This window comes from Flavobacterium sediminilitoris, from assembly GCF_023008245.1.
In the GTDB taxonomy this organism is placed as follows: Bacteria; Bacteroidota; Bacteroidia; order Flavobacteriales; family Flavobacteriaceae; genus Flavobacterium; species Flavobacterium sediminilitoris.
This window is the reverse complement of the sequence record NZ_CP090145.1, coordinates 1,717,112-1,741,482: the sequence shown is the minus strand read 5'-3', so window position 1 is coordinate 1,741,482 and position 24,371 is coordinate 1,717,112. Positions and strand designations below refer to the sequence as shown.

Below are 24,371 nucleotides of genomic sequence, written 5' to 3'. Positions count from 1 at the left end.
AATGTCCCGACATAATCGGGACACAAATGTATAATTTTTTTCTAATTTCTTAGTTAACGGCAGGACAATTACAATCCCACTCTTTAGCTTTACAGAATATATCTAAACCTAGTGTTAACTGGTGAAATCCTCCTGTATCAAATTTAATATCTCCAATGATATGAGAATATGTATATGAGAACATAAATTGTTTATAGTTTACCCCTAAAATTGGCGTTATATATTGTAATTTTTGTTCATCAATAGCACTTCCGTTAAGATATTCAGCCCCATCAAAGCTTCTTCTATATGATAATCCACCCCATATTCTACCAAAATCCATTCCTTTATAAACTTTTAAGTTTAGGTCAATTGCTTTTTCAGTAGTTTCTTGTGTATATTGAAACATAAAAGATGGTTCCCATAATAACCTATCTTCATCTCCAAAAACTGCTCCTGCACTCCATAATAACTTTCTTAAGTTATCAGATTCAATTCCTTCAGTATAAATCTCTCTTCTATTTGCTAAGAAATTTTTAACTGTAAAATGAGTAAAGAAATCTAAATAGTGATATGAAACTCCTAAATCAACATTGAAATATGAATCTTTTTGATAAATTCCTCCAAAAACAAACGGATCAAATGGTTGATTTACAAATTCTGTTTCATCTAATTGACTTTGAACAAAAGCAGCACTTAAACCAAAAGATAATTGATTTAAATCTGTAGTTCCTCTAGAAAATCTTAAATGGTGAGCATAAGTTAGTTTTGCTCCTCTTTGTGAATGGTACCCATTTTTATCATTAAAAATTATGGCACCAATACCAGATTTACCATCTTCATCGACTGATGTATTAAAACTTACAGTTTGCAAAGAAGGTGCATCATCTTGTCCAAACCATTGTTGACGTCCAGTCAAACGTATTTTTCCACAATTAGCAGCTCCTGCCATTGATGGATGAATTAAATAATAATTATCAGACAAATAATCTGAATAAACTGCAACTCCTTCTTGAGAGAAAGATAATTGTGTTAGAAACAACACTATAATTAAATAACTTTTTTTTAAATTCATTGTAGGTTATCGTTTTAATGAAAAATGCGCTTTAAATATTTTGTTTTGTTAGTTTTCTTCATATTCTGGATGATATATTATCATCTAAAACTACTCCGATATAACATATTTATTACTACGGTATAAGTTAGTGAACTTCTTCACCTTGTTATTTTACCATACCGGCCAAAGATATAAATTTTTGCGAAAGTTTTATCATCTAAGCATATAATATTCAAAGAATCTCTATTTCAATAGTTATTCTAAGCAAAAAATGAAATTAGTATAATAAAATTTTATCAAAAGCTTATTTAAAATCATCTTTAATTGCCAAAAGCTAAATTTTAAAAAAATTAAAACTAAAATAAAAAAACAGGTTAAAAGCACTAAATCAAACACTTAATAAATTAACAATTATTATTTATAAAAACATGAACTTTAGATCAATAAGACAACTCTTTTTCAAGTTCTGTTTTCTAATTAAATTTTTGTTAAAAAACAAATATATATAATCAAAAATAATTTGTTCGTATCTTTGCAAAAAGCACGTTATAATGTTAAAAATATCGATAAAAAACACCAACAATCCTTCAATACTTAAATTTGAACTGGAAAATCAAATTACTAGAGGTCAAAATTTTGAATACAAAAATATTGATGAAACTAAAAATTCACCTTTAGCAATGCAATTATTTTATTTACCATTTGTAAAAACAGTCTACATTTCTGGCAATTTTATTGCAATAGAAAAATTCTCAATAGTTGAATGGCCAGATGTACAAGATGAAGTAGCTCAACAAATTGAGGAATTTATTAATAATGGAGGTGAAATTATTAAAGCTGAGGAAAATTCTACTAAGAAAACACCTGTTACAATTTATGCAGAAACAACTCCAAATCCTGCTGTACAAAAATTTGTATGCAACAAACTTCTAACAAAAACATTGTTAGAATGTAAAAATATTGATGACACTTTAGCCTCTCCACTTGCAAAAGAATTATTTAAATTTTCATACGTTAAAGAAGTCTTTATTGATGAAAATTATATCTCTGTTTCTAAATATGAAATTGCAGATTGGAATGAAATAACAATGGAATTGCGTTCTTTCATAAAAGAATATATTGAAAACGGAAACATTGTTGTTGACGAGTCGTTAATTAAAAAAACAGAAACTCATACAAAACAGCAAGAAGATTATTTTGACAAACTTGATGTAACTTCTCAACAAATTATAAATATTCTTGAAGAATATATTAAGCCTGCTGTTCAAGGTGATGGAGGAAATATTATGTTTGAATCTTACGATGATAATTCTAAAAGAGTTAAAGTTATTTTACAAGGTGCATGTAGTGGTTGCCCTTCTTCAACTTTTACACTAAAAAATGGAATTGAAAATATGCTTCGTCAAATGCTTAATGATAATGAAATCATAGTTGAAGCAATAAACGCATAATTCTGCTACAATTCAAAATAAAAAAGAGCTTTAAAAAGCTCTTTTTTATTATTTAAAATCTATTATTTCTTCTCTGAAACATATAAATTGAATTCCTTAAACAATTCTAATAATTGCATCGTTGCCTTTACTAAATCATTTGTTTCTAATAATAACCCAAAATATAATTTACTGTTTTTAGGACTATTTTCAATTGTTCTAATTCTTGTTATTTGCTTTTGAATTAGATCTGAAATTGTTTCTAAAACTTTTTTCCTTTCTGATAACGCTCTATCGATACTATTAAAGTTTTTAGAATTAAAAATACCTTCAATATCTTTAAAAAGTTCTAATATCTCTAGTTCAATCGTTTTTAAATCTCTAACCTGATTAAATTTCAATTGCTTATGATTGTTATTTATATGTGAATGGCTACTTTGAGAAATGTAAGTAATAGATTGCACAATATCTTGTAGATATCCTAATGTTAAAATATAAAATCTACTAGCTTCAACAGACGTTTCGTCTAAGTTTTTAATAAAGTAGTATACATTACTTTTTAGTTCATCTACTTGCTTTTCTAATTTTTTAACTGTTTTCTTACTTTCTTTAAGTGATGGTAAATCTTGTAAACTAAGTCCTGAAATAATACTACTATAAACAGTATTTGTTTTTGAAATAATTTTAGAAATCTGAGAAGAACTCTCGTTTATTACTTCATGAATTGTAACGATATCTTCTCGCTTCAATTCATTTATAACCTCTTCTTCTTTTATTTTTTTCTTATGTTTTTGATTACTTCTATAAAAGAACAAAGCAACAATAATCATAAAAGCAAAAAAAGCAAAAACTTCTCCTACATATAAGATATATGCTATAATTCCTGATGCAATAAATGCTGCTATGGCAGTAAAAAACCATCCTCCAATAACATTTAAAACCCCTGCTATTCTATAAACTGCACTTTCTCTATCCCAAGCTCTATCTGCAAATGAAGTACCCATTGCCACCATAAAGGTTACGTAAGTCGTTGAAAGAGGTAATTTCATTGAAGTTCCTAAAGAGATAAGCACGGCAGCGACAATTAAATTCACAGATGCTCTAACCATATCAAACATAGGTTGTTCATTTCTTTTCCCAGTATATTCTGGTAGAACAAACTGTTTATCAATACTAATTTGAATACTTTTAGGTAGAATAAAATTTATTAATCCTCCCATATACATTGCTCCTCTAACTATATATCTAGACAATGTATTGGCATTATATTTCTCTGAGCCTTCTCCTTGTCTTGATAAGTTTTGTTCTGTTTCAATTACATTTCTTGCTTTTTTGGAAGTCCATAATGTATAAATCATAATTGCTCCTGCTAATGCTAAAAATATGAATGGAGCGGGAAGATTTTCTCCTTCTAACCCTATCATCATAAATTCTTTGGCATTAAGAACTTGTCCCGCTTCAGCATACATTTCATACGATTGAAAAGCAGCAATCGGAACTCCTATGAAATTTACTAAATCATTTCCTGCAAAAGCTAATGCTAAACCAAAAGTCCCAACTATTATAATAAGTTTAAAAATATTAAACTTTATGACACTCATAACAATTTGAGACATTATTGTCCAAAAAACAAAACAATACCCAATAATCATTAATTGATTCCCTTTTATAAAATCTTTTGTTTCACTAGAAATAAATGTAACCGATTTTAATCCTTTTATTAAGATAAAGAAAGAAATAGCGGTCAATGCAAACCCTCCGAAAATAGCTCCAAAAAAGCGATATCTTCTTTCTATATGAAACGTAAATAATAAACGAGAAATATACTGTACAATGGCTCCTAAAACAAATGAAAGTAGAACAGATAATAATATACTATACACTATTTCTGTAGCCTTTTTTGTATTTATATAGCTTCCTAAAGAACTAATATCTCCATTTGTTACATAAATTTTTGATATTGCAATAAAAACTGAAGCACCTAATAAAGAGAAAATAATGGAAACAGTTGTTGATGTAGGCAATCCAAATGTATTAAATACATCGAGTAATAATACGTCTGTTATCATAACTGCTAGGAAAATCATTATGACATCATTAAAACTAAACATTCTTGGCGTAAAAATTCCACTTCTTGCTACTTCCATCATTCCATTAGAATATAGCGCTCCAACCGCAACTCCAATACTAGCGACAATCATGATTGTTTTAAACGAAACTGCTTTAGATCCAATTGCTGAATTTAAGAAATTTACCGCATCATTACTCACTCCTACCATCAAATCGACAATAGCTAAAAGCGCTAATGCAATAAGCATAATAACATAAACTTGTTCCATAATTATTGTAAATTAAAAATCGGGCAAATTTGTTACAATTTCTTAAATAAAATGTTAAGCTAACGTTAAGTTAAATAATTGTAAAAGATAATAATTTTAATTGAGACTAACAAAAAAGGGATTCAATTGAATCCCTTTTTTGTTAGTCTCTAAACGAGTTCTATTTTTTCTCAACATATTCATTAAACTCTTTAAAAAGTTCTAATAAATTCATTGTTGCTTTTACTAAATCATTTGTTTCTAATAATAACCCGAAATATAATTTACTGTTTTTAGGACTATTTTCAATTGTTCTAATTCTTGTTATTTGCTTTTGAATTAAATCAGAAATCGTTTCTAAAACTTTCTTTCTTTCTGTTAAAGCTCTATCAATACTACTAAAGTTTTTTGAGTTAAAGATATCTTCAATATCCTTAAACAATTCTAATATTTCTAATTCAACTGTTTTTAAATCTCTAATTTGATTAAACTTTAATTGTTTATGATTATTATTTATATGTGAATGACTACTTTGAGAAATATAACTAATAGACTGCACAATGTCTTGTAAATGTCCTAATGTCAATACATAGAATTTACTTGCTTCCACTGAAGTTTCATCTAAATTCTTAATGAAATAATAAACATTATTCTTTAATTCATCTACTTGCTTTTCTAATTTCTTAACTGATTTTTTATTTTCTTTCAAAGATGGTAAGTCTTGTAAACTTAATCCTGCTACAATTGCACTATAAATCTTATTAGTCTTACTTACAATTTTAGAAATTTGATCTGAACTTTCATTTATTACTTCATGAATACTAACGATATCTTCTTTATTCAGTTTTTTAATTTCTTCTTTTTCAGTCATTTTTGCTTTATGAACTTGATTACTTCTATAAAACAAGACCGCTACAAGAATCATTAACCCAAAAAATGCATAGATTTCTCCAACATATAATAAATATGCTACTATTCCTGCAGAAATAAATGCTGCAAATGCAGTAAAAAACCAACCTCCTATAACATTTAGGACACCTGCAATTCTATAAACAGCACTTTCTCTATCCCAAGCTCTATCTGCAAATGAAGTTCCCATTGCTACCATAAAAGTTACGTATGTAGTAGATAATGGTAATTTCATAGATGTTGCTATAGAAATTAAAACTGCTGCTACAACTAAATTAATAGATGCTCTAACCATATCAAACATAGGTTGTTCACTTCTTTTTCCTTTATATTCAGCAGCTAGAAATCTTCCATCTATAGTTGCTTGAACTGACTTAGGAATTAGAAAGCTGATACCATTACTTAAGATAACTGCACCTCTAACTATACCTCTAGATATTATATTTGAAGAATATTTTTCAGAACCTTCTCCTTGACGTGACAAATTTTGCTCTGTTTCTAAAACATTCATCGATTTTTTAGAAATCCAAAGTGTTATTACCATTATTCCACCTGCAATCATCAATAATAATGTAGGAGTTGCTACCTTTTCTGCCAAAACACTCATTGCAAATCCAGTTGCAGGAGCTCCTGAATCTACCCAAGCTCCATAAGACTGCCAAGCTGCAATAGGCACACCAATAAAATTAACTAAGTCGTTTCCTGCAAAAGCTAATGCTAATGCAAATGTTCCTACTATAATTACTAATTTGTAGATATTTTTTTTGAATCCTTGAATAATAACAAAAGAAAAAAGTGTCCAAAAAGCAGCACTAACTAAAAGTACTAAAAATGTTTTATCTTTAATTATAGGTTTAATTTTTTCGTAAAATTCTGTTCCTTTTAATCCTTTGATTATAATGAAATATGATATTGCCGCTAATGCTATTCCTCCAAAAATAGCTCCAACCCATTTTGCTTTCTTTTCATAATTAAATGTAAGTAATAAACGAGAAATATATTGTACAATGGCTCCTATTGAAAAAGAAATAACAACAGATAATAGAATTCCTATAATTATCTCTGTTGCTTTCTCTGTATTAATGTATTTTCCAATTATACCTAATGAATCTCCATTATTTAATATTTTAATTACTGAAATAACAACTGCCGATCCTAATAATTCAAAAACAACCGATACTGTTGTTGATGTAGGCATTCCTAGCGTATTAAAGAAATCTAAAAGTAAGATATCTGTTATCATAACTGCCATGAAAATTATCATAATTTCATTAAAATAAAATTCACTTGGCATAAATATTCCTTTTCTTGCCACTTCCATCATTCCACTTGAAAACACAGCTCCTACAGCAATTCCAATACTTGCGACAATAAGAATTGTTCTAAGTGAAACGGCTTTTGAACCTATAGCAGAGTTTAAAAAATTAACCGCATCATTACTAACTCCTACAGCTAAATCAATAATTGCAAGAATTCCTAATGCCACAAGCATTATCACATAAATTTGTTCCATATTCTTAACTTTTAAAACGATGCAAAGTTGTCATATTTTAGCTAACCCAACGTTAATTTAATGTTATCAATTGGATTTTAACAAGGATTAACAAAGTTACAAACCCCTTATTCTTTAAGCTTTTCTTTTTTATTTAAATAATGTGTTTTAAAAATTTCTTTAAATTTTAATACTAAATAAATATTTGGCAAACAATCTCTTCTTGGAATATCTCTATTTTTTAATTAACTTTATAATCTAACATAAAAACAATATATTATGGCAGTATTAAAAGTTATTGAAGTTTTATCAAGTTCAGAAAAAAGTTGGGAAGATGCAACGAGAAAAGCTGTAGCTAAAGCTTCTCAGTCTTTAAAAAATATTAGATCCGTGTATGTACAAGATCAAAGTGCAAGTGTAAAAAATAATGAAGTAACAGAATTTAGAGTTAATTTGAAAGTTACTTTTGAAATTGAATAATTAGCTAATCATTTAATTATTCCTAAGCGTTCGATTGAACGCTTTTTTATTTTAAACATAATTACTATTTATTCTTATAAAAAACCAAACAAACAAGAAACACTTCTTTTACATTTATTGAAATAGGTTTGATAACGCAAAAGACTTCTTTATCTTTACACTCTTAAAAAAAACTTTTCTTGAATACAATAAAAATCATAAAAATAAAGTAAAAATGACTAGCGAAAAAGTAGAAGAATATGCAACTATTATTAAAAACATTATAATTGAATATTCTCCAAAAGTAATTACGGCCATTATCATATTATTTGTAGGACTTTGGCTGACAAGTATTATTACAAAAACCCTAAAACGTATATTAGTTAAACGAGAAATAGATACTACTCTTTCAAATTTCATAGGTAATTTCGTCTTTTGGACATTACGTATTTTAGTTTTTATAACGGTAATTTCAAATCTTGGAGTCCCTACATCTTCTTTTGTTGCTATATTAGGAGCAGCAGGTTTAGCTGTTGGTTTAGCACTTCAAGGATCTCTTTCTAATTTTGCAGGAGGAATTTTAATTATCCTTTTTAAACCATTTAAACTAGACGATGTAATTGAAGCGCAAGGAGAAATAGGATCTGTAAAAGAAATTCAAATTTTTAACACAAAGTTATTAACTGGAAACAATCAAACAGTGTATATTCCTAATGGAGCTTTATCAAATGGTGTTATTAAAAATTACACTCAAGAAGGAATTAGAAGAGTTGATTTAATGATTGGTGTAGATTATAATTCAGATTTAAAACAAGTGAAAGATGTTATTCTAGATGTTTTAAATAAAAACTCAATGGTTTTAAAGAATCCTGCGCCTACAATTTTAGTTTGGGAACTTGCAGATAGCTCTATAAATCTTGCTGTAAGACCATGGACAAATTCAGAAAACTATTTCTCTGTTCATAGTCAAACACTTGAAGACTGTAAAGTTGCTTTTGATGCTGCTGGTATTGAAATTCCATATCCACATCAAGTAGAAATTAAAAAGAAATAATACTTTTTTATTTATTTAAGACAAAATCTTTTAAATAATAAGGTTCAAAATAAGCGACATTTACAAAGTCGCTTTTTTTGTACTTTTCAAATGACAAATAACTCATTTCATTTGCCGAAGGAAATACAACATCATGATGAAAAATAAATTTATCCTGAACTAATGTTTCTTTGAATTTCATTATTCCATCACCTACTAAATGAATCGTTGAATTAATTTCTTTATATGATTCTTCATTAATAACTTCAGCTTCTATTTGTCTTATTTTTATGTAGTTTTTATCAAAAAATGCAGTATACACTTCCATTCTTCTAGCATCAATCATAGGAATAATAATCCCTTCATTTATAGAAATTTTTCTTGCTAAAAGTTCTAAGGTATCAATAGCAATCATTGGCAAATTTAAAGCATAACAAAAGCCTTTTGCAGAAGAAACTCCTATTCTCAATCCAGTATAAGAACCAGGACCTTGACTTACAGCTACTGCTTTTAAATCTTTAAAAGACAAATTGCTTTCCTGTAGAATTTCTTCAATGAAAACATGTAATTTTTCTGCATGAGAAAAATTTTCTTCAGCAATTTCTCTACATAAAATAGTTTTACCTTCTCTTGCTATTGAAACTGAACAATTTTTAGTTGCTGTTTCTATGTTTAATAATACTGACATGAATAAAATTATATGATTGCAAAAATACAATGTTTTAAAACTTAATCCCACAAAAAAAGACGCGAATAAGATTCACGCCCTTTTTAAAAAAATAACCCAATTAACGTATTTTTATTTCTTTTTGTCTTTTTTATCTTCTGCTGCTATTTTTACTTTATCGTTTGTCTCTAACTCTTTTGAAACCATCAAATAAGGTCCTGTAATAATCTCTTCTCCTTTTTTCAGTCCTTCTTTAATTTCAATATTAGTATCATCTTGAATTCCTGTTTTTACTACTCTTAATTTTGCTTTATCTCCAACTTTTACAAAAACACATTCAAATTTTTGATCTGGTTTATATGTTCCTTTGTTTTGCTTGTCTTCTTTTTCAAGTTCAGCAACTATATCTTTTTTTACAGAAGTAGTATCTTCTTTAATCACTACGGCACTAATTGGCACACCTATTACATTTGTTTTTTTATTTGTAATAATATCGACTGTAGCAGTCATTCCTGGACGAAAAGGAGAGTAATTTGGTCCTTTTCCTTCTAGTAAATCTTGATATGATTCTTTTAAAATTCTTATTTTCACTTTAAAATTAGTCACCTGATCTGCTGTTAATGCAGAACTTGCAGAATTTGAAATACTCGTTACAATTCCTTTAAATTCTTTTTTCAAATAGGCATCTACTTCAATTTTTGCAGAATCTCCTACTGTAACTTTTACAATATCATTTTCGTTAACATCTACTTCAACTTCCATATTATTTAAATTAGCCACACGTAAAATTTCTGTTCCAGCCATTTGCTGTGTTCCTAAAACTCTTTCTCCTAGCTCTACAGATAGCAATGAAATAGTTCCATCTGCTGGAGCATATATAGTAGTTCTTCCTAGATTATCTCTAGCTTCAGTTAATGTAGCAGAAGCGCTTTGGACATTAAAGTAAGCAGATTGTTTATTTGCTAGTGCTACTTCATAAGCAGAAACAATTTTATCCCATTCTGATTTTGAGATTACTCCTTTATCAAATAATTTTTTATTTCTATCGTAATTTGCTTTTGACTCTTTTACTTGAGCTTCTGCCTGGCTTAAACCTGCTTTTGTAGTAGATAATGAAGCAGCTGTTCTATTTACACCTGAAACATAAATATCTGGATTTATTTTTACTAATAAATCTCCTTTTTTAACTTGTTGACCTTCTTTTATTGGTAATTCAATAATTTCTCCTGAAACTTCAGAAGATATTTTAACTTCAATTTCTGGTTGAATTTTCCCAGTTGCAGAAACTGTTTCTACAATTTCCATTTGGTCTACTTTAGCTATTTCAACTTCTTTACTGTCATCAGTATTTCCTACAACTCCTGCTTTCTTTAAAGCAAACAACACTATAATTAAACCTATTACTGTTGCTAATAATATATATATTGATTTCTTTGACATGATTGATTATTTTTGAATTAATGGGATTCCGAAATAAAATTCTAAAATTTTGGTTCTAAATATGTAATCGTATTTTGTTCTTAATACTTCTGATTGTGCGTTTTCTAATGTAATTGAAGATTGCGAAAAATCAAATGAATTCATTAATCCGACTTCAAATCTTTCTTTTGCAAAATCGTATGCTAACTTTCTTGCTTCTAATGTTTTTTGAGCTGCTTCAAATGATTTCTTAGCATTAATAACATCATTATAAGCTTGGTAAACATTTCTTTCTAAATCTAATTCGGCTTGTTTTAATTGAATTTCTGTTCTTTCTTTATTTACTTTCGAGCGTTGAACTCTTCCTCTTGTAGAGAATCCACTTAAAATAGGCACACTTAATTGTAGTCCTATAGAAGTACCATCAAATAATGATAATTGATCTGTAAAACTAAACGGTGTACTTTCTGACCATCTTGTATTATATCCTACAAATCCATTTAACGTTGGTAAATATCCTGAACGAGCAATAGAAAGATCTTTTTTCGCGATATCAACATTTGATTGTGCTATTTTTATATCATATACTGATTCTTTTGCTTTAGCTAAAATGGTCTCTTGGCTTTCATCTGCAAGATTTGTAATAGGTACTTCTATTACTTCATCAGAAATATCAAAAGTTGCATAATTTTCCAACAACAATGTTTGACATAATGAAATTTTAGATATCAAAAGAGCATTTTCAGTACTTATAATTTGTTGTTCCTGAGTAGCATCGGTAGCTTGCAATTCATAAATATCTCCCGCTGGAACAGAACCTACTTCTATTAACTCTTGAGTTCTTTTAATATTCTCTTTTGTAATTAGATTTTGATTTTTCTGAACCTTTAATTGCTCTTTATTAAATAAAATTTGTAAGTATGCATTTGCAACTGAAAGTGCAATATCATCTTTCATTTTATCTAATTTATAAGTATTCGCTATTTTGTTCAATTTAGTACGCTGAAGCGTTTTCCAGTTAGCTAACCCATTAAACAAAGTAATACTTGAATTTGCAGATGCAGAAAGCGACTTAAACGTAGTATTTTCAAATTGATTAGTAGCTGGATTAATATTAGCTCCAGTATTTACACTATAATTTGCATTTGCACCTAGCGTTGGTAGAAAACTACCTATAGCTTCCATTTTTTCTATATCTGATGTCTTTAAGTCTAACTCAGATTGTTTTACCGAAATATTATTCTTAACCGCATAATCAACACATTCTTGCAAAGTCCATTTCTTTTCTTGTGCAAAGATGTTAATTCCTACAAATAAGAGAAAAACGAGTATTCTTTTAGTTATCATTATTGATGATTTATAAATGAATTTTTACTATAAGACCAAAAAAATAAGTTTTTGTTACAGTAATCATTTAATATTTTATTTTTACATCAAAATTATTTTAAAAAATGAAATATATAGTCGGTTTTCTTTTAGTGATTATTTTTATATCATTCTTCGCTTCTTGTGGAACAACTCAAAAAATTCAGGCATTAAAACCAATGCCTTCAGATAACAACCCTATGGTTTTTAAAAATAAAACTTCTTTTATTTCTTTACCTACGGAAATTACTTTAAAAGATATTGAAACTCTTTTAAATAAAAACATGGCTGGTTTAATTTATGAAGACAATGATATTTCTGATGATAAAACAGAAATGAAGATTTGGAAAACTTCTGCAATACATTTGACAGAAGTAAATGGTGAAATTATATCTGAAATTCCCTTAAAAATTTGGGCAAAAATAAAATATGGAACCGATTTTATGGGTTTAAATGACACGAGAGAGATTAATTTAAACGGAAAAATCACATTAAACAGTAAGGCTCATTTATACAACTGGAAATTGACTACAAACTCTACCATAAAAGATTTTGAATGGAGCGAAAGTCCAAATATTATGGTTGCAGGGAAAAAAATTCCTATTACTTATATTATTAACCCAACTGTTTCTTTGTTTAAAAGTAAAATTTCAAAAATGATTGATGATGCTATTGATTTATCTTGTGATTTTAAACCTATGGTGTTAGAAACAATGGAAAAAATAAGTACTCCTTTTTTAACAGATGAAAGTTATGAGGCGTGGTTTAAACTAATTCCAATAGAATTATATGTAACAGAAGCTGAATTAAAAAACAACAAGATTACAATGGATATGGGTTTAAAATGCAACATGCAAACCATGATTGGGAGAGAACCTAAGAATACATTTGACAAAGATAAATTGATACTAAAACCCGTTACTAAAATACCTGATCATTTCTCTGCTGCTGTTGCTGCTGTTTCTACTTATGAAAGTGCTTCAAAAGTAATTACTAAGAATTTTCAGGGACAAGAGTTTGGTTCTGGAAGCAAAAAAGTGACTGTACAAAAAGTTGATATTTGGCAAAATGGAGGAAAACTAATCATTGCTTTAGACTTATTAGGTTCTATAAACGGAACTATTTATTTATCTGGTTATCCACAATATAACGCTTTTACTAAAGAAATCTTTTTTGATCAATTAGATTATGTTTTAAATACAAAAAGTGTTTTATTAAAATCTGCAAATTGGTTAGCGCAAGGTACTGTTTTAAGAAAAATTCAAGAAAATTGTCGCTATTCTATTCAAGAAAATATGGAAGAAGGAAAAAAAAGTATGGAAAAGTATTTAGCAAACTACTCTCCTATGAAAGGTGTTTTTGTGAATGGAACAATGAGTGATTTTGAGTTTGAAAAAGTAGAATTAACAGATAAGGCTATTATTGCTTTTATCAGTACTGGTGGAAAAATGAAAATCACTATTGACGGAATGGAATAAATAAACTAAAAAACCCTATTTCAAATTGAAATAGGGTGTTATTTTTATATAATTCTAAAAAAAATATTTATATTTTTTCCTTTTTCTTAGCAAATTTTATTTTATAAATAGCATAAGCTGCTGCTGCAACTAACACATATGGAATTACCATCAAATATACAATTCCATCATTTATGGCTTGCGCTTGCACTCCGCTTTCCTCACTTTCTAACGCAGCTCTACACATAGCACACTGAGCTTCTGAAGAAACAACATATAAAAAAGATAATATTAAAAAGATTTTTTTCTTTATATCTAAAAAGTCATTTTCTTTTTTCTCTTGTTTCATTTTTTGTTTTTTTCTCTTAATTAGCATAATAAGGTGAAATCATTAAATATACAATCACACCAGTTATTGCAACATACAACCAAATAGGAAATGTTATTTTAGCTATTTTCTTATGCTTATCAAATCTTTTTGCTAGTGCTTTTACATAAGTAATTAATACTAATGGAATAATTACTATTGACAAAATAATATGAGATATTAATATAAAATAATAAACTGGTTTATAATCTCCTAAATAAGAAGTTGACTCGGATGACATATGGTAAGCAACATACATTAATAAGAAAGCAACCGAACAGGCTATAGCGCTTTTCATCAGGTTTTCATGTAACTTTCTTTTACCATTTTTAATAGCCACAACCGCAACTACTAATAAAACTGCCGTAATTCCATTAATTGTAGCATAAATAGGCGGCAAAAAACTAAAAGGTTCAATATCAAATCCCAAACGTTTAAAGCTAACGCCAAAAAGTGCTGCAACAGCTAAAGGAATTACTATTGATAAAATAGTAATTAGTTTATTATACTTTGTTTCAATATTATTTTCCATTTATTCTTCTAATAATTTTTTAATATCTTCTTTAATTGCTTTTACTCCTTCATCTTCTAATCCGTCATAATATAAAATAGGATTTCCGAATTCATCTTTTCTACATCTTATATTTCCTTCTTTATCTATCAAAGCAAATAACCCAGAATGTTCAAAACCACCTGCCACATTTTTATTTTCTCCTGTGTAAATATTAAATCCTTTATTGGCAAGGTTAAAAATATAGTCTTTCTCTCCTGTTAAAAAATGCCAGTTGTAATGTTTAACACCTAAATGATCTGCATGATCTTTTAATACTTTTGGCGTATCATAATCTGGATTAATTGTGATTGAGGCAATTCCAAATTCTGGATTTCCATAGAATTCATTTTGTAACAATAACATATTTTGATTCATTCTTGGACAAATTGTAGGGCAAGTCGAAAAAAAGAATTCCACTACATATACTTTTCCTAAATAATCTTTATCTGTAATTTTTTTATCATTCTGGTCAGTTAGCTCAAAACTTGGTATTTTCCCTATAACATACAAATCTGATTTTTGAAACTTAGCTATTATTTTTGGTACAGCCCAAATTCCAAAAATCAATATAATAAATGTAATTCCTATATATGATTTATTTTTCATGATGATTTTTATTCACTTTTACGAGATGTTTCTTCTACTTTATTTGTGATTTTATCTCTAAAATCATCTTTTCTTTTATTCTTTTTTAATGCTAAACGATATTCTCTCAATATAATTTTAACATCATCTGTCATTTCATTATGGAGTTCTGCCGCAGAAATAGTATTATAACTTTCTCTATATTCTTCTTCTCCTTTTTTATTCTTTCCTTTTCTTCCTCTAAGGTTAATATTTTTATCTAAAATTATAACAGATGGTGTTCCAAAGTTATTATCTAAGTTACTTATAAGTTCAAGAGACTGATGGTATTTCTTTATTTCTTCTGGTTTTGCAAAAACAAATTTCCATCCTTTCATATCTTCAGTAATTCTATCCAACTCTACGACATTCTTCTTTATCTCTTCTTGAGTTCCCTCAGGTGCAATCATAACAATTTGAAAATCTTCAAATCCAAAAAATTTATTATAAATCTTTTGATTTAAATTAAACATTCTTGCTTTAAATTCAGGAATATCGGAACCAGTAAAACCTAAAACTGTAATTTTATCTTTCAATTCTACATTATCCCCAGATAGCGACTTCCATTCTTTTGGAATTTCAGTATTATTTTCAGATAAAATTGGTAAAAAGAGAGAGTTATGCTTAGCAGAAGCAAAGATAAGATAGGTTATTATTGGTAAAATAAAGAGAAGTATTAAGACTAATTTATTTTTCATCTATTAAAAAAATTTAGATTACATATTTCTTAATGCAAAAGTAAAAAAAATCCCGCTAAAAGCGGGATTAAGTATATCTAATATGATGTTAAAATATCCATTTTAAATGACCAGTTCTAAATACTTCATAAATATAATCTCCTTCAACAAGAACGATAAAACATAAATAAAGAATTAAGAACACTAAAGGCGCTACTATTGACCAACGGAAACTTGCTTTTTCTCCTTCTAAGTGCATAAATGCCCACATAATATAGTACGCTTTTACAACTGTTAAGATAATGAATATCCAGTTTAATAAACTACTAGATAAAACATGTGTTCTGAATAATGAATCTGGTTTATAAATACCTAACAATACCTCTACTATTGTAATTAATGAAAGTATTCCAAAAACGATCCAGATTCTTTTTGTATTTGATTCGTGTGCGTGTGCCATAATATTACTTTTTAATAAATTATACTAAGTAGAAGAATGTGAATACAAATACCCATACTAAATCTACGAAGTGCCAGTATAATCCAACTTTTTCAACCATCTCATAACTTCTTCTTTTTTCATAAGTTCCAAGAAGTACATTAAAGAAAATGATGATATTAATAAGAACTCCTGTAAAAACGTGAAATCCGTGAAATCCTGTAATGAAGAAGAAAAAATCTCCAAAAGATTTATGTCCGTACTCGTTTCTAACTAAGTTAGCTCCTTCTACAACATATTTTGCATCATTGATTCTAATTAAAGATTCTTCTCTTGAAAGAACAACTTTTCTTTTATCAACAATTTTTTCACTTCTAATAAGTATATTTGGATTAGCTTTAAAACCTTCGATAACTTCATTTACCGAATATGAAGGAAGAGATGATTCTTCCATAAACCAAAACCCTTTATCGCGTTTTAATTGTTCTCTTTCTTCTGGTAGAACTTTTGAAAACTCGTGTAATGCAACTCTCTTTCCATCTTTATCAACAAATTGCAAGATTGCTCCACCTTTAGTTTCTATTGCTCCAAATTCTCCTTTAATAAAGTTTTTCCATTCCCAAGCTTGAGATCCTAAGAATATGAAACCACCTATTATGGTTAAAAACATATAGAAAGCAACTTTTGATTTTTTCATTTGATGTCCTGCATCTACAGCTAACACCATAGTAACAGAAGAAAAAATCAAGATAAAAGTCATTAAAGCCACATAAATCATTGGCCAATCTTTACCGTGTGCAAAAGGAAAGTGATTAAACACCTCGTCTGCAATAGGCCATGTTTCTATAAACTTAAATCTAGAAAAACCATAAGCAGCAAGGAATCCCGAGAATGTTAAAGCATCTGATAGTATAAAAAACCACATCATCATTTTACCATAGGTTGCCCCCATTGGTCCTGGTCCTCCATCTAGCAAAGCGTGATTGTCATTTGTAACTGTCGCTCCCATAAAATTTAATTGTTAAAAAGTTCCCAAATTTATTACTTTTTTTCTATTTGAAAAAATAGAAAAATAAAAACAAATATACCCAAATAAAATCCATAAAATGCCAATACATCGCACTTAGTTCAATACCAAGGGTTTGTGAAGCATTATATTTTTGTTTATAATGATTATAAATTACCACAATTAATGAAATAAAACCTCCTAAAAGATGCGCCATGTGTACTAGCACTACAATATATAAAAATGAAGTTGTAACACTACTTTCGCTACCTGTAAAAAAGTAACCACTGTCTATTACTTGTCCAAATCCTTTAAATTGTAACACTACAAACAAAACACCTAATAAAAAAGTTGTTATTAAGAATATAGTTGTTAAATTTCTATTTGCTTTTTTTATTGACTTAAGTGCTAAAATAAAAGTAGCACTACTTAAAATCATCACAATTGTACTCATTAAAAATGCATTAGGCAATTCAAAATCACTCAACCAATCTGGTCGTGATTTACTTACTACATACGCACTTGTTAATCCAGCGAAAATCATCAATATACTTATCATTCCAAAAATCAATAACATTTTATACGTTTTTGATTTTCTACTATTATGCTCTTCTAAAGTCATTTTTGTTTCCATCCTATCTTAAAAATTTATCTAAAATAAATACAATTTGTAATAATGAAATATAAGACACACTTACTATCATCAATTTTCTAGCTGCTTTTGCATCCATTTCTTTATATAATTTAACTGCATAAAACAACATCCACAGTCCTAACATTACAACTATTCCTGCCGATATCTTTGTTAAAAACAATTTACCTGTATAACCAAAAGCAGGAATAATAGAAGCTATTATCATCCAAATAGTATAAAGAATTGTTTGTAAAGCTGTTTTCTTATCCCTTTTACCTGTTGGCAACATGAAGAATCCAGCCTTTTTATAATCATCATATAAAAACCATCCAATAGCCCAAAAATGTGGAAATTGCCAAAAAAACTGAATAATAAACAATGTTCCTGCTTCTATTCCAAAATTACCTGTAGCTGCAACCCAACCTAACATATAAGGAATTGCCCCTGGAAAAGCTCCAACAAATACAGATAATGGTGTGATTGTTTTTAAAGGTGTATATAAACTTACATACATAAAAATTGAAATTGCACCAAACATTGCCGTTTTTGCATTTACATAATAGAGAATGGATAAGCCTAAAAGAGTAAGAATTATACCTAAAATAAAAGCATTTTGTTTTGAAACCGTTCCAAGTGGTAAAGGACGATTTTTTGTTCTATCCATTAATGCATCTAAATCTTTTTCTATAATTTGATTAAAAACATTTGATGCTCCAACCATGCAATATCCTCCAACAATTAAAAACAATAACGTAAGCCAATTCTGACTACTCCATGAATTTACTCCAAGTAAATAACCGGCCACTGTAGAAAAAACTACACTTATAGCCAATCTTGCTTTTGTAATCGCTACAAAACTCGAAAAGAGAGTGGGTTTAGAAACGGTATGATTTGCAGTGTCCAAAATAAACAGATATCCTTGTTTTAATTGGGCGCAAAGATACAAATAAGATTTTTGATTTACAGCCTATTCCTGAGATAAAAAACACCTTAAAAATGTTAATAATCAAAATACCAATTAAACAAGTCAGCTCGTAAACCAATTGAAAACCATACTGTATTTGATTTTTTTACATTAACAGTTTCAGTTTTAGGGTCAAAATTACGATACAATAAACTTCCGAAAAATTTCATATTTGATGCTGGATTAACTATATAACCCAATTGCAAATCTGCTATTAAAACATTTGTTTTATTCCCTTGCGCAATAGAAACTCCATTATCAAATGGTCTATTTTCTTCATAATTTAAATAAATATTTCCTCCATAGTTAGAAACATCATTTGTTGTATTAAAATCAAAACCTCTTTGTCCATAAATTAATTTTGCTTCTCCAAAGTATCTTCCTTTGAAATATCGCGCAACTCCTAATACTTCTCTAAAATTAGCTCCCCAAGCATGCCCCATACTTTGATTGTTATGCCCATAATTTGTCAACGGATTACTATGAGAATACACATAAGGTCTTACTTGATTATATTCTAGTTGCAACATAAGGTTCTTTACTTTAAAAGCATCATAATATTTTATCCCTATTTGATATCCAAATTTATTTTTCCAGCTTTTTTTTCCAGCTTTCACATCTCCAATTGAAAATTCATCAAGAATAAATTGACTATAGAAATTAATTTGATTATTCCACTTATATTTTGCTGTTGCTCCTAAGACTGCATTCCCACTTTTTGAAGAAGAGTTAAACTCTACTGCTCTATAAAAAATTATTGGATTCACAAAACTCATATCAAAACCTCTATCATTTGTGTTTGCCCAAACAACACTTTCAAATAATCCAATATTTAATCTTTTTGAAACATTATAACTCAGATAATGACTTGCCATATACTTTGTTGAATATGTTCCTTCAAATGTAGCTTCTGGTCTTACATCTTTCAACCACATATAGGTATTTGTGTATTTTATTTTCCAAAATGTAGTATTAATTTTAAAATATGGATAAGGACTAGTTGCATCACTTTGAAGAAGAGAACGATAGCCATCGCCTACAAAATTCCTTCCATATCCTAACTGCAAATCTATAAACCCACTTGGTTTATACTTAATATTAGCCTCTGCTAAAGGAAAATCTAAAGCATCTACTTTAAACTTTTTTGCAATACCAATACCAGGCAAAATTGCTGGATTTCCTCCCGAAGGTTTTATACTTGCTGCATAATCATTATAATAATCTGCAAATCTCCCTTGACTTTCATAAATTGAAGATGTAAAAGTTAAAGTTTTACCAAGTCCGCCTTGAATCTGAATTCCTCTTGTATTTACAAATGTATTTGAAAGCTCACTTTTTGTATCTTTCCCTGCTCTTAAGTCTAAAATTGGATTAAAACTAAACCAATATCCATCACCTTGAATTTCCACTAAATTTTCATTCCAAAATTTCCTTCCCCACCAAGATGTTTTTTTCTTCAATACATTGGTTCTTGCTATTTCAAAATCATAATATTTCGCAACTTCATTATAAGAATAAGGCTTTGTTGCTGTGTGATTATTACTTCCTACTTGATTAAGCAAAGCATCAAATTCATAATAATTTAAATGAGAAAAAGGTATATTTAAATCACTTTTAAAGCTAGGATTTTTAAATTCCTGATATGATTTTTCAATATTCTCAAACTCATCCAATTCTTTTGAATTATCTATTAATTTCTCATTTGTTTTTGCTTCTGAATCTATTATTACTTCCTCATTAAGATTAGGCTCTTGTAGAGGAATACTAATTTTAAGTGTGAATTTTGAATATGTTGGTCTTCCTGAATATTTTGCAGGTTCAATTTTAGGCAAGATATCAAATATTCGTTGCGTCTCTTTTTTTAATTCATTAGAAACCGCATCAATATAAAGCACCTTAAACACTCCTACTGTATCAACTTCAAATATTGTAATTATTTGACCTTGATAATTACTCTTTTTTAATTCGTCTGGAACTTCAAAATTTGAAAACACAAATTTTTCCAAAACATTATAAAAACATTTTCCAGAACGCTCTAAGCTTTCATTTTTACATTCTTCAAAAACAGGAAATGTTTCAGAAGCCCTTTGTGAATAACTCAATATACTCCATAAAAATAATAGAAATATTATATACTTTTTCATGTTTTTTTTAATATTCAGATTTTAACTCTTCTCCTGATATTATTGCTTTTGCCGCAGAAGTTCCTATTCTCTTTACCCCTAAATTAATCATTTCCAAAGCCTCTTGATAATTCTTTACTCCTCCAGCCGCTTTGACAGACAATGGAAAAGCATTTTCAATCATTAACTTTATTGCTTGAACAGTTGCCCCATTTGGTGAACCGTCATGCGTTTGATAAAATCCTGTTGACGATTTTACAAAAACATTTTCATATTGAAATTCTTTAAAATTTGCAATTACACAATTTTTTACCAAAACTGTAAGCTGCACGATTTGATGATTATTAAGTGCTGCGATTTCAATAATCCATTTTACTATTTTATTATGCTCTAATCCTAATTTTGTACACTCTATAACTTGCTTTTTTACCACATCAACATCTCCTTTTTTAAAAGCTTCATAATCTAAAACAAAATCTAAATCATCTGCACCGTCTTTAATTGCTTTTTCAGCTTCAGCCAATTTACTTTCCAAAGAACCGTCTCCTTTTGGAAAATCAATCACAGTACCAATTGTTAAGTTTGAATTAGATTCTTGAATCATTTCTTTTGCCACAGAAACAAATTCTGGCCTAATCATTATCAATTTAAACTGTTCTTCAATGGCTTCTTTGATGTTCATTTTCACAACTTCCATATTCGCTTTCTTGGAAAGACCCGCTTGTTCTGCTGTTTTTAAATAAGTAGCATCTAGATATTGTCTCATGTTATGATTTTTTTTACATTCTTAGAATTTGGTAAAAATAAAAAAATCCCATTGATATGGGATTCTTTTTTTGTAATAATTCAATTTAGTTCATCTTAAAAGAAATTGGAATTACATATTTAATTTTTACATTCTTATCTCCTTGTTTTGCAGGAATTAATTTTGGCACTTTTTTTACTGCTTTTTCAGCAGCTAATTTCATTTCTTTTGTTGCATTCCCACTTCCTAAAGAGTTTACATTTGTTATATTTCCGTTTTCGTCAATAATAAATTCAACAAACGTTCTTCCTTGTATTCCATCTGCATAATCATCTTTAGGGTAAATCAAATTTCTAGAAACCACTTTTGCTAATTCCGATTCGAAACACTCTTTTTGTTCTGCTCTACTTAATCCTTTACAAGCTTTAAACATTGGTAATTGTTCAACAGAAAGAATAGTTTCCGGACCGCTATTAGGTGTGGTTGTTGCTCCCGTATTAACTGTTGAAGAATTATTTGATGTTGGATTTTCTGCTTTTGTAGTATTATCTTGAGTAGCCAAATTATCTTCCTTTTCAACTTCTACTTTATCGTCTTCCACTTTAAAATCCGTCACTACTTTTTGAGGGATAACTGGCTCAACAGGAGTAACTGGTTTAGAAACAGGCTTTGTAACTTCTGGTTTAACTTCAATCGGATTATACACAAAAGGCTCATCAACAATAGGACCTTTAAACACCCATTCTTTTTCTTTCTTCTTTACATCTTGAAAATTATACTCTAAAACAAATAAAACAGCCAACATTGTAGCAATAAGACCTAATTGAAAATAGATTACACTATTTTTTGCCTTTTTCTGAAATTCATTTTTTACTCTCATAATTATATAGGTTATATGTTAACAGATTGTTAATAATACCTACACAAATTATGTGCCAAAAAAAAAATCCCAATCTAAAAAGATTGGGATTTTTTTTTAATTTAATTTAAAAGTAATAGGTAAACCGTATTTTACCCTTACAGCTTTTCCTCTTTGCTTACCAGGAGTAAACTTAGGTAATTTAGAAATAATTCTTTCTGCTTCTTTTTCCAAAAGTTCAGCATCATTTTTAATTCCTCTTCCTCTTACCTTAATATCTTTAACAACTCCATCTTTATCAATTAAGAATTGTACAGAAACTTGTCCTTGAGATCCGTTTTCAGCAGCTCTTTCAGGGTAACTAAAGTATTTCTTTATATGCGCTTGCATTTTTTCATTAAAACAATCCATTTGTTGATTTTTTGCCACTCCTTCACATCCAGGAAACATAGGAATTTGCTCAATAACAGCAAATGGCATCTCATCTGGAATATCATCTAAAGAAGGTCCTGTGCTTCCAACTTCAGATGCTTTAACAACCACAACTGGTTTATTTTCTTCAACTTCAGTAGTTTCAATTTTCTTCTCTTCCAATTTAATTTCATCTTTCACCACTTCAATTACTTCTGGAGCAGGTGGTGGTGGTGGTGGAAGTTGTTGAACTGGAGGCATTGTCAAAATCACATCCTCTTCATCTAACATTAAGTTATCTGTCAATGTAAATCTTTCTTTTTCTATTCTTGGATCTTCGGATTTTAATTCAATTCCAACATAAGTAAGCAATAAAACTGCTACAAGACCAATCTGAAAGAACAATCTACTATTTCTTTTAGGGTCTACATTAGGATTTTTCTTTAATTCCATAATTTTATTTTTAAGGTCGCTAATATAATTAATAATAAGATGTTTTTAAAATTTTTTCAAGATTTATTTTTAATATATCTCAAAAAAAGAAACGCAGTTAACGCTCCGAGAGCATTTGCCATAGCATCAAAAATATCTGCTTGACGATTAGTAGTGAACACCGACTGTAATACTTCAATAATTATGCCATATAATACCGCGATTACAACTATTTTTAAATTAATTCTATTTTTATCACTATTAAAAACCTTAATCCAACTAAAGACAAAGATAAAATAGAATACAAAATGAACTATTTTATCTTTGTTTGGAATATTAATAATAGATGTATTTACTTTTTCTATCGTTACCAAACTCATATAAGTAATAAATAACGTCCAAAAAACAGCAAAATAAAAATATTTACGCTCCAATAAGCGCTGCATAATCATCATTTGACAACAATTGGTCAATTTCAGAAGCGTTATTTATTTTAACTTTAACCATCCATCCATCTCCATAAGGATCTACATTTACTTTTTCTGGCTCACTTTCAAGGTTTTCGTTAAATTCAATAATTTCTCCACTCAATGGTAAAAACAAATCAGAAACTGTTTTAACTGCTTCAACAGTACCAAAAACCTCATCTCTTTCTAGGGTACGATCTAATGTCTCTACTTCTACATAAACAATATCACCCAATTCTTTTTGAGCAAAATCAGTAATACCTATTGTTGCAATTTCTCCTTCTATTAATACCCACTCGTGGTCTTTTGTATACTTTAAATTAGCTGGAATATTCATTTTATTTCTTTTTTATTGGTTTCACAAATGTAGTTTTATTAATTTAATTCCAAAATAGGTTTTTAATTTTTTTTATCTTATTACTATTAAAAAATGTTACATTTATAAAACAAAAAAGACTCACTTTTATATAAAAGTGAGTCTTTTT

The 24,371-nt window shown here is 28.6% G+C and carries 24 protein-coding genes; 4 read left to right on the top strand and 20 right to left on the bottom strand.

Annotation, left to right across the window (positions count from 1 at the left end; translation table 11 throughout):
* Positions 1 to 49: 49 nt before the first annotated feature.
* Positions 50 to 1,054: a PorP/SprF family type IX secretion system membrane protein gene (locus LXD69_RS07865; RefSeq protein WP_246918632.1), complete on the bottom strand. Its 1,005-nt coding sequence runs from the start codon at positions 1,052 to 1,054 to the stop codon at positions 50 to 52.
* A gap of 533 nt (positions 1,055 to 1,587) precedes the next feature.
* On the opposite strand from LXD69_RS07865, the gene LXD69_RS07860 reads away from it, so the two are divergent.
* Positions 1,588 to 2,487, top strand: coding sequence for a NifU family protein (locus LXD69_RS07860; RefSeq protein WP_246918631.1), 900 nt, complete (start codon positions 1,588 to 1,590; stop codon positions 2,485 to 2,487).
* A 62-nt stretch (positions 2,488 to 2,549) separates the two neighbouring features.
* Here the strand turns inward: LXD69_RS07860 and LXD69_RS07855 are convergent, their stop codons facing one another.
* On the bottom strand, positions 2,550 to 4,805 hold the full coding sequence (locus LXD69_RS07855) for an inorganic phosphate transporter (RefSeq protein ID WP_246918629.1): 2,256 nt from the start codon (positions 4,803 to 4,805) through the stop codon (positions 2,550 to 2,552).
* A 160-nt stretch (positions 4,806 to 4,965) separates the two neighbouring features.
* On the bottom strand, positions 4,966 to 7,206 hold the full coding sequence (locus LXD69_RS07850) for an inorganic phosphate transporter (protein WP_246918628.1): 2,241 nt from the start codon (positions 7,204 to 7,206) through the stop codon (positions 4,966 to 4,968).
* A gap of 258 nt (positions 7,207 to 7,464) precedes the next feature.
* Between LXD69_RS07850 and LXD69_RS07845 the strand changes: the two genes are divergently transcribed.
* Positions 7,465 to 7,665, top strand: coding sequence for a dodecin family protein (locus LXD69_RS07845; RefSeq protein WP_246918627.1), 201 nt, complete (start codon positions 7,465 to 7,467; stop codon positions 7,663 to 7,665).
* 214 nt (positions 7,666 to 7,879) lie between these two features.
* Positions 7,880 to 8,698 carry a mechanosensitive ion channel family protein gene (locus LXD69_RS07840; RefSeq protein WP_246918626.1) on the top strand — a complete coding sequence of 273 codons (819 nt, stop codon included), beginning with the start codon at positions 7,880 to 7,882 and terminating at the stop codon, positions 8,696 to 8,698.
* 7 nt (positions 8,699 to 8,705) lie between these two features.
* Here the strand turns inward: LXD69_RS07840 and tsaB are convergent, their stop codons facing one another.
* The 3 genes from tsaB to LXD69_RS07825 form a co-directional block, all read right to left on the bottom strand.
* A complete protein-coding gene (tsaB, locus tag LXD69_RS07835) occupies positions 8,706 to 9,365 on the bottom strand; it encodes a tRNA (adenosine(37)-N6)-threonylcarbamoyltransferase complex dimerization subunit type 1 TsaB (protein ID WP_246918625.1) in 660 nt (219 codons plus the stop codon).
* A 111-nt stretch (positions 9,366 to 9,476) separates the two neighbouring features.
* A complete protein-coding gene (locus tag LXD69_RS07830) occupies positions 9,477 to 10,784 on the bottom strand; it encodes an efflux RND transporter periplasmic adaptor subunit (RefSeq protein WP_246918624.1) in 1,308 nt (435 codons plus the stop codon).
* 6 nt (positions 10,785 to 10,790) lie between these two features.
* On the bottom strand, positions 10,791 to 12,110 hold the full coding sequence (locus tag LXD69_RS07825; RefSeq protein WP_045969437.1) for a TolC family protein: 1,320 nt from the start codon (positions 12,108 to 12,110) through the stop codon (positions 10,791 to 10,793).
* Between the two features lie 104 nt (positions 12,111 to 12,214).
* Here LXD69_RS07825 and LXD69_RS07820 point away from each other — a divergent pair, with 104 nt between their 5' ends.
* Positions 12,215 to 13,606, top strand: a complete 1,392-nt coding sequence (locus LXD69_RS07820) for a DUF4403 family protein (protein ID WP_246918623.1) — start codon at positions 12,215 to 12,217, stop codon at positions 13,604 to 13,606.
* A 67-nt stretch (positions 13,607 to 13,673) separates the two neighbouring features.
* Here the strand turns inward: LXD69_RS07820 and LXD69_RS07815 are convergent, their stop codons facing one another.
* From LXD69_RS07815 to gcvH, 14 genes are all read right to left on the bottom strand, one after another.
* Positions 13,674 to 13,934 carry a hypothetical protein gene (locus LXD69_RS07815; protein ID WP_045970207.1) on the bottom strand — a complete coding sequence of 87 codons (261 nt, stop codon included), beginning with the start codon at positions 13,932 to 13,934 and terminating at the stop codon, positions 13,674 to 13,676.
* Positions 13,935 to 13,950: 16 nt separating this feature from the next.
* Positions 13,951 to 14,484, bottom strand: coding sequence for a DUF420 domain-containing protein (locus LXD69_RS07810; protein ID WP_045969441.1), 534 nt, complete (start codon positions 14,482 to 14,484; stop codon positions 13,951 to 13,953).
* Entirely contained in the window at positions 14,485 to 15,111 is a 627-nt protein-coding gene (locus tag LXD69_RS07805) for an SCO family protein (RefSeq protein ID WP_246918622.1), read from the bottom strand.
* Positions 15,112 to 15,119: 8 nt separating this feature from the next.
* Positions 15,120 to 15,827, bottom strand: coding sequence for a hypothetical protein (locus LXD69_RS07800; protein WP_045969445.1), 708 nt, complete (start codon positions 15,825 to 15,827; stop codon positions 15,120 to 15,122).
* Between the two features lie 88 nt (positions 15,828 to 15,915).
* Entirely contained in the window at positions 15,916 to 16,266 is a 351-nt protein-coding gene (locus LXD69_RS07795; RefSeq protein ID WP_045969446.1) for a cytochrome C oxidase subunit IV family protein, read from the bottom strand.
* Positions 16,267 to 16,285: 19 nt separating this feature from the next.
* Positions 16,286 to 17,254 carry a cytochrome c oxidase subunit 3 gene (locus tag LXD69_RS07790; protein WP_045969449.1) on the bottom strand — a complete coding sequence of 323 codons (969 nt, stop codon included), beginning with the start codon at positions 17,252 to 17,254 and terminating at the stop codon, positions 16,286 to 16,288.
* 43 nt (positions 17,255 to 17,297) lie between these two features.
* Positions 17,298 to 17,885, bottom strand: coding sequence for a cytochrome c oxidase subunit 3 (locus tag LXD69_RS07785; RefSeq protein ID WP_045969451.1), 588 nt, complete (start codon positions 17,883 to 17,885; stop codon positions 17,298 to 17,300).
* 1 nt (position 17,886) lies between these two features.
* Entirely contained in the window at positions 17,887 to 18,789 is a 903-nt protein-coding gene (cyoE, locus tag LXD69_RS07780) for a heme o synthase (RefSeq protein WP_045969453.1), read from the bottom strand.
* Between the two features lie 95 nt (positions 18,790 to 18,884).
* Complete coding sequence (locus LXD69_RS07775; RefSeq protein ID WP_246918621.1) at positions 18,885 to 20,993, bottom strand: capsule assembly Wzi family protein; 2,109 nt, start codon at positions 20,991 to 20,993, stop codon at positions 18,885 to 18,887.
* A gap of 7 nt (positions 20,994 to 21,000) precedes the next feature.
* Positions 21,001 to 21,738 carry a deoxyribose-phosphate aldolase gene (gene deoC / locus LXD69_RS07770; RefSeq protein WP_246918619.1) on the bottom strand — a complete coding sequence of 246 codons (738 nt, stop codon included), beginning with the start codon at positions 21,736 to 21,738 and terminating at the stop codon, positions 21,001 to 21,003.
* Between the two features lie 85 nt (positions 21,739 to 21,823).
* The gene (locus LXD69_RS07765) at positions 21,824 to 22,597 is read right to left on the bottom strand and encodes an energy transducer TonB (protein WP_246918618.1); all 774 of its coding nucleotides are present in this window, start codon (positions 22,595 to 22,597) and stop codon (positions 21,824 to 21,826) included.
* A gap of 96 nt (positions 22,598 to 22,693) precedes the next feature.
* A complete protein-coding gene (locus LXD69_RS07760) occupies positions 22,694 to 23,440 on the bottom strand; it encodes an energy transducer TonB (protein ID WP_045969459.1) in 747 nt (248 codons plus the stop codon).
* A gap of 56 nt (positions 23,441 to 23,496) precedes the next feature.
* The gene (locus LXD69_RS07755; protein WP_246918617.1) at positions 23,497 to 23,865 is read right to left on the bottom strand and encodes a VanZ family protein; all 369 of its coding nucleotides are present in this window, start codon (positions 23,863 to 23,865) and stop codon (positions 23,497 to 23,499) included.
* The gene (gcvH, locus tag LXD69_RS07750; protein WP_045969463.1) at positions 23,843 to 24,223 is read right to left on the bottom strand and encodes a glycine cleavage system protein GcvH; all 381 of its coding nucleotides are present in this window, start codon (positions 24,221 to 24,223) and stop codon (positions 23,843 to 23,845) included. Before gcvH ends, LXD69_RS07755 begins: the two co-directional genes overlap by 23 nt.
* Positions 24,224 to 24,371: the final 148 nt, after the last annotated feature.